Annotated in this window: 6 protein-coding genes; all 6 read right to left on the bottom strand. The window is 41.4% G+C overall.

Annotated features, from left to right (window positions below):
* Positions 1-49: 49 nt before the first annotated feature.
* The 6 genes from QZT26_RS15995 to QZT26_RS16020 all read right to left on the bottom strand — a co-directional run bounded on the left by QZT26_RS15995 (position 50) and on the right by QZT26_RS16020 (position 5,852).
* A complete protein-coding gene (locus QZT26_RS15995; protein WP_320409749.1) occupies positions 50-1,204 on the bottom strand; it encodes an ISL3 family transposase in 1,155 nt (384 codons plus the stop codon).
* A gap of 331 nt (positions 1,205-1,535) precedes the next feature.
* Complete coding sequence (gene lysS, locus QZT26_RS16000; RefSeq protein ID WP_099323635.1) at positions 1,536-2,969, bottom strand: lysine--tRNA ligase; 1,434 nt, start codon at positions 2,967-2,969, stop codon at positions 1,536-1,538.
* 103 nt (positions 2,970-3,072) lie between these two features.
* A complete protein-coding gene (locus QZT26_RS16005; RefSeq protein WP_157775610.1) occupies positions 3,073-3,759 on the bottom strand; it encodes a family 16 glycoside hydrolase in 687 nt (228 codons plus the stop codon).
* A gap of 199 nt (positions 3,760-3,958) precedes the next feature.
* On the bottom strand, positions 3,959-4,633 hold the full coding sequence (locus QZT26_RS16010) for a hemerythrin domain-containing protein (protein WP_099323633.1): 675 nt from the start codon (positions 4,631-4,633) through the stop codon (positions 3,959-3,961).
* Between the two features lie 51 nt (positions 4,634-4,684).
* Positions 4,685-5,374, bottom strand: a complete 690-nt coding sequence (ispD, locus tag QZT26_RS16015; protein ID WP_164994897.1) for a 2-C-methyl-D-erythritol 4-phosphate cytidylyltransferase — start codon at positions 5,372-5,374, stop codon at positions 4,685-4,687.
* Positions 5,367-5,852 (bottom strand): HIT domain-containing protein, encoded by a 486-nt coding sequence (locus QZT26_RS16020; protein WP_099323631.1) that lies wholly within the window; start codon positions 5,850-5,852, stop codon positions 5,367-5,369. Before QZT26_RS16020 ends, ispD begins: the two co-directional genes overlap by 8 nt.
* Positions 5,853-6,149: the final 297 nt, after the last annotated feature.

The raw sequence follows: 6,149 nt of genomic DNA on the forward strand, positions 1-6,149 counted from the left end.
GGGTCTTCTCCCTATCGAGTGGGTAAAAATGAGCGAAAATTGCTTTGTGTTAGATATCAGGCAGCATGCAGGCCAAGATTTTGAGTCGAAGATATTCTTCGTCTCGTAGACCGTAAGCTCGGCGTTGAATGACCCTGATTTTGTTGTTCAGCCCTTCGACAAATCCTAGCGGAACTTTATTTTCTGGTTTGCAGAAAGCGGCAATGCCATCCCAGTGGCGTTCAACCAGTTCTGCAAACTCCTCATAGGGTTTAAGCCGTTGCCATTTTAACGAGGCCTTCCAGTTATCAAAAAACTTTCTGGCCCAGGCCTCTGACGTGTAGCTCCATAACTGTCCGAATGTTTCTTTGAGGACATATGCCGTATTAAGTCGTTTATTAGCGGTCAGAAGTATCTTTAATGCCTTTCTCCCTTCTACCGTAAGGTTTTCACGATGAGAAAGAAGTGTGTATTTCTGACCTTTAATGAACTTACGATCTTTGCCACTCAGTCTGGCATATTCGCTCTTTCTCACTTTGTCTAAGGCGTCGTTCAGATGCTTTATGATATGAAATTTATCGTAAAGGATGGCCGCCTGTGGTGCGCGACAACGGATGGCATTCTCAAAAGCCTTCCACATGTCCATAACCGCAAGCCGTATCTTCCTGGTTTTGTGCACACCTAACTCGTCGTAGAAGAGGTTCATGCTCTCTTCTGAACGGTCTTTACCACCAAACCAAATCACCCGCTTCCTCTCAAGGTCGCTTACTATGATACGGTAACGGTGACCTTTACGAATAGAAATTTCATCAATACCGATTACCTTTGGACCAGGATTCCCGGCACGGCGGAGTTTCTCCCGCATGTACTGCTTTTCGAGTTCCTTGACAGTCTTCCAGTCCAGGTGCAATTCTACGGCAACGTCTTTAATCGTCTGAGTATTGCATCGCTTGCCAACATAGAAGGCAAAGCGCTTGGTGTAGAAAGGATTATCCGCAAGGAACTTCAGCTTCTCTTGCTTCACCTTGTTGCAGCAAATACAGAAAACCCGGCGAATCTCAAGTTCAAGGTATACACGCCTATTGCCGCTGGAAAGATCACGCACTCGCCTATTCTTGCGGTCATAGATGGTTCGGTATACTTTACCGCAGTTACCGCAGACGGTTTTTTTCCCTGTCGGGTAAACTTTATTACCATGGCATTGGAGTCGCCAAAAACGCCTGATACCTTGTGTTGTGGTTTAAAACTACAAAACTGATATGCATCATAAAGTGATCGTTTTTTTCTCATGCGATTTTATATCACATTTTTAGACGCTAAAACAAGCTGAAAACTCCCTCTAATTGCGGGTCGCAAGACTTTTTTCGCTCATTTTTACTCACCCAGTAGGGAGAAGACCTTTTATTATTTTTATTCGTCATTATGTAAACGGAGTATAATTTATCCATTACAATTACCTTGATTGAATCTGGCATTATAAAAAAGATTGCTTCGGAAAAGGCCCTCGCAATGACAAGCGGAGATGCTCGCAAGGACAAGCTGTACCTCGTACTTCTCTATTGCTTCGGTTTTAGCAGCGGAAACAAGATAACTTCTCTGATGGAAACGTTATTGGTGAGCAGCATAATAAGCCTGTCGATGCCTATCCCAAGACCGCCTGCCGGTGGCATTCCGTATTTAAGGGCGGTTAAAAAATCTTCATCAATCTTTCCGGTAATATCTGTTTCTGTGCCAATTTGTTCATGAAGTCTTCTGTCCTGTTCTATCGAATCATTAAGTTCCGAATAGGAATTTGCCACTTCCATAGATGCGATGTACAATTCAAACCTTTGGGCAAAACGAGGGTCGTGCGCACACGTTTTTGTCAAAGGGCAGATTGAAGTGGGATAATCCAGCACAAAGGTGGGGTTTACCAGCGTTTTTTCAACCAGTTCCTCAAAAAGGGTATTGGCGATGTTGTCCCTGCTGATACCGTTTGTCTCTAAGCCTGATTCCTTTGATTTTCTTATTAACCCTTCTTCATCGTCGTATGATATGCCGCTGTGTTCTTTCAGAAGTTCACAGAAAGTAGCGCGTCGCCATGGGGGCGTCATATTGACCGTTATTTCGCCGAAGGAGAGTTCATATTTCCCCTGTATTTTCATTGCCAGCGAGGTGATCAGCTCTTCCGTCAATTCCATCATGCCGTTATAGTCACTGTATGCCTGGTATAATTCCATCATTGTGAATTCAGGGTTGTGGCGTGTGGAAATGCCTTCATTTCTGAAATTGCGGTTAATTTCATATACCCTTTCCATGCCGCCCACCAGCAGTCTTTTCAAATACAGTTCAGGTGCGATTCTTAAATACAAATCAATATCCAGGGCATTATGGTGGGTAATAAAGGGCCTTGCCACCGCTCCGCCGGGTATTGGTTGCATCATGGGTGTTTCCACTTCCACAAAATCCCTCTCATTCAAAAATGCGCGTATGTGATTGATAATCTGTATGCGTTTTAAAAATGTTTGCATAACATCCTGATTTGTAAACAAATCAACATACCGCTGTCTGTGTCTGAGTTCAATATCTTTCAGCCCGTGCCATTTTTCAGGGGGGTTAAGCAGTGATTTTGATAAGAGGGTGATATTGTCCGCAAAGATCGTAATTTCTCCCGTTCTCGTTTTGAAAAGAGTGCCTTCTACGCCTAAAATATCACCAAGGTCGAGTAAATGGGAGATTTCGAATGTATCTTCTCCTACTTTATCGCGCTTTATATACACCTGTATTTTGCCCGTACGGTCACGTATATCCAAAAATACCGTTTTCCCGTGTGGCCGCATCGTCATGATGCGGCCGGCAGCCTTAGCCTTAATATCATCACGGTCAGGCGCGAAACCCTCAAGGATCGTTTGTATTGATTGTACGTTGTCGTATCGTCCGCCAAACGGATCGACGCCTTTATCCCTCAATTTCTGCAGCTTTGTAAAACGTTCCTGTTCATATTTTTCCATTACTATTTACATCCTTTGGCAACAAATATTCATATTGAAATATCTTCATCAATCGACTCAATTTCAGAGTGCGGAACTGCGTTAATCTTTCTGTGTAGTTGGGTCAGGAATTTTCTTGTATTACGAGGTCGTCAAACAATACATACGAATCGGATTTTGTCCAAAGCCCTATGCCGCCGGAAGAAAACGTATCGTCTAAAACTTCAATTACCATTGCATTTTCAAAAAAACAGCGTATCTTTTTCCCGTCATAAACAACTTTTAACAAATGCCACTCGTTTGAGGATACGGGCATATTTTTTTCTCCGAGCAATTTTTGCTGTCCATTTGACACTTTATATAAATGCACATTGTTTTTCAATGCATTGGCGCTTAACACATAATAGTTTTGATTATCCTTATACCTGAAGACCAGTCCTGCCGCCTGGTCTATCTCTCCACCTTCAGCGCGAAATTTTACATATGCCATGGCGTCTTTATAATCGATATACTCTACCATCAGCAAAGGGAAACGCTTAGCAGTCTTATCCGTTTTTGTCTGTACAACTACATTGTCTGAAGAAGGTGAGTGCTGCACTTTCAGCACCCTCCATTGTCCCTTTTTGCCGTTGCCGGTAAGGGCTTCAAAAAATCCCTTAGGCGTGTTGGATAACTCGTCGTTGTCAAAATAATACTCTTTCCTTTCTCCCAATATTTCGGCTACAGTCACCTTTTGTCCCTGCTGTGCAAAAGCGCCGCTGGTTATTAAAAAATTCATACAAACAAAAATAATTAGTGCGTATTTTTCCATAACAAACTCCATATGTTAAAAAAGTAAAAAAAAAATAAACAAGAGAAAAGTAAAACCTACATAAACGAACATGGGAAATTGTCATTTGTAGTGCGACGAACCTCGTCGTACTACATACTACTGTCCATCAACTCCCGGCGGGCTCAGGTTTGCAACCTTAACCCGCGGAGATTTACGATTTAAAATCCTAAAATCGTATTCATGGTAATATCCCTAATTGTTTTTCAAGGGTCTCCACCATTATGAAATATTTTTCATGCAGTCCGTTACTGATATATTTCTCTTCAACCGCATTTAACCGTTCTATCAGTGCTAACTGGTCATCGTGAGATAGTAGTGTATCTATCCATGGGAAAAGAGCCTTTTCCTCTGTTTGGAGGTGCTTTTTTACATATTTGATATACCTGTAACCAGCTTTTTTGATAGTCTTTCTCGCCTTTTTGCCTAAAGATATTCCTTTCACTGCATCTGATAAAGCCCTTTTCCGGTCTCTCGCCGATATATGTTCCATTAATAGCCGCCCCAGAAAATCTTTCTTTTCCATACCGCCTTGTATATTTTTGACAAATGGAAAAAGTATTTCGTTTTCTTTTTCAATATGGCAAATATCAAAAAAATAACTTATAACCTCTATACTCTTTTCAAATGTTTCTTTGCTGACGGAATCAACATTGTCTTCCATGAGCATTATTGCCTTCTCAAGGGTTATTAAAACCCTTTTCTGCAGCGCAAAATCAGTTCTCAGCAATTCCGTGGTAAACGCATGAGACCCTTCATAGTTTTTAAAACTATCAGAGGTTATGCGTTCCTTGTTGGCGCAGGAAAAAACTGGCAGGCAAAGAATAATGATACAGAGGAGACAATATTTTTTCATGTATTTAGATTTTTGAAAAAGTAAAAATGAATGCCGTTGGATAAACACAGCCTATTTTAACAATGCCTTTGCAATACGTATATCATCAGGGGTAGTGATTTTTATATTTTCATCAGAACCGGGAACAATATATACGGGGTGGCCGGCCTCCTCCACCATTTGGGCGTCATCGGTAAATTCTCTACCGGTGTGCTGAAATTGACGAAATACGTTAATAATCAACGTTTTCTCAAACCCCTGGGGGGTCTGGGCCATCCATAGCTTGTTTCTGGGAATAGTCTTCTTTATTGATAAATCATCATTTACTTCTTTTACTGTTGCTTTCATTGGCGCGGCGAGGATTGCAGCTTTATATTCCCTTGTCTTGTAAACCACCGCTTCTATATGTTCTTTTTTTACAAGCGGCCGTACCAGATCATGGATAAGCACTATTTCCGTATCCGCATCGACATTGCACAAACCGTTAAACACGCTGTCCTGTCTTCTTTTTCCTCCCGGAACGATTTTTTTTATATTGTATGCATTCAGCGAATCCCGCCACGTATCCAGAACAACATTTATCTCCGGTTCTCCGACAATCAGAACAATTTCGCTAATCAGGCTGCATTGTGAAAACCGGTCTATTGTATGAAGGAATACCGGTTTATCGTTGATCTGAATGAAAGGTTTTTTTACATCCCCTCCCATACGTAACCCAAGTCCGGCGCCAACCAGGATGCCCGATACTTTCACTTTACCCACCCGAAATGCTTTTTTTAAGTTCCGCAGCAATATATTCCAATGACTGAGATATGATCTTTACGTCTGAAAAGACCGGCATAAAATTCGTATCGCCGTTCCATCTTGGTACTATATGCAAATGTATATGGCCTGGCAACCCCGCGCCGGCTGATTTTCCCAGGTTAATGCCTATATTAAAACCATCGGGTTTCATAAGCGATGAAAGGTGTTTTTGCATCTTGCCCGCCATCTTCATTATCTCCAATAATTCACTATCGGCAAGTTCGGTGATATCTGCCACATGCCTGTTTGGGACAACCATAAGGTGTCCGCTGTTATAGGGATATTTATTCAGAATGCAAAAACATTGCTCGCCGCGGCATACGATATGTTTTTCTTCTTCCGAACTGCCGTTGTACGCTTCGCATAAAAAACATGCCTCTTTTTCAGACGCGTTCTTAATATACGTCACACGCCATGGCGCCCATATATTTTTCATAATTCAAAAATCCTTTATTTTAACATTTACCTTATCAGTAATTTCTTTGCACACTTCCATTCGTCAGTGCGTGTTTTTTTGCAAAATATTTAATTGTGAAATCTGAAATATGTTCTGAATTAGTCATTGTTAAGTTTGTGATTAATTTTTTAATCTGTACTACTATCCATAAATTTCTTGTTTTTTATGCGTGTTTTTCATGCCGCCATTTCCGTAAGTGCTTTAATATCAAGGGCTGAAGCGGTCATCAGTGAACAAGAGAACTTCTGGCCTTTCTCCGTCAAAACATAGCGGTTG

Origin of the sequence: uncultured Candidatus Kuenenia sp., from assembly GCF_900696675.1 — a bacterium.
Taxonomy (GTDB): Bacteria; Planctomycetota; Brocadiia; order Brocadiales; family Brocadiaceae; genus Kuenenia; species Kuenenia stuttgartiensis_A.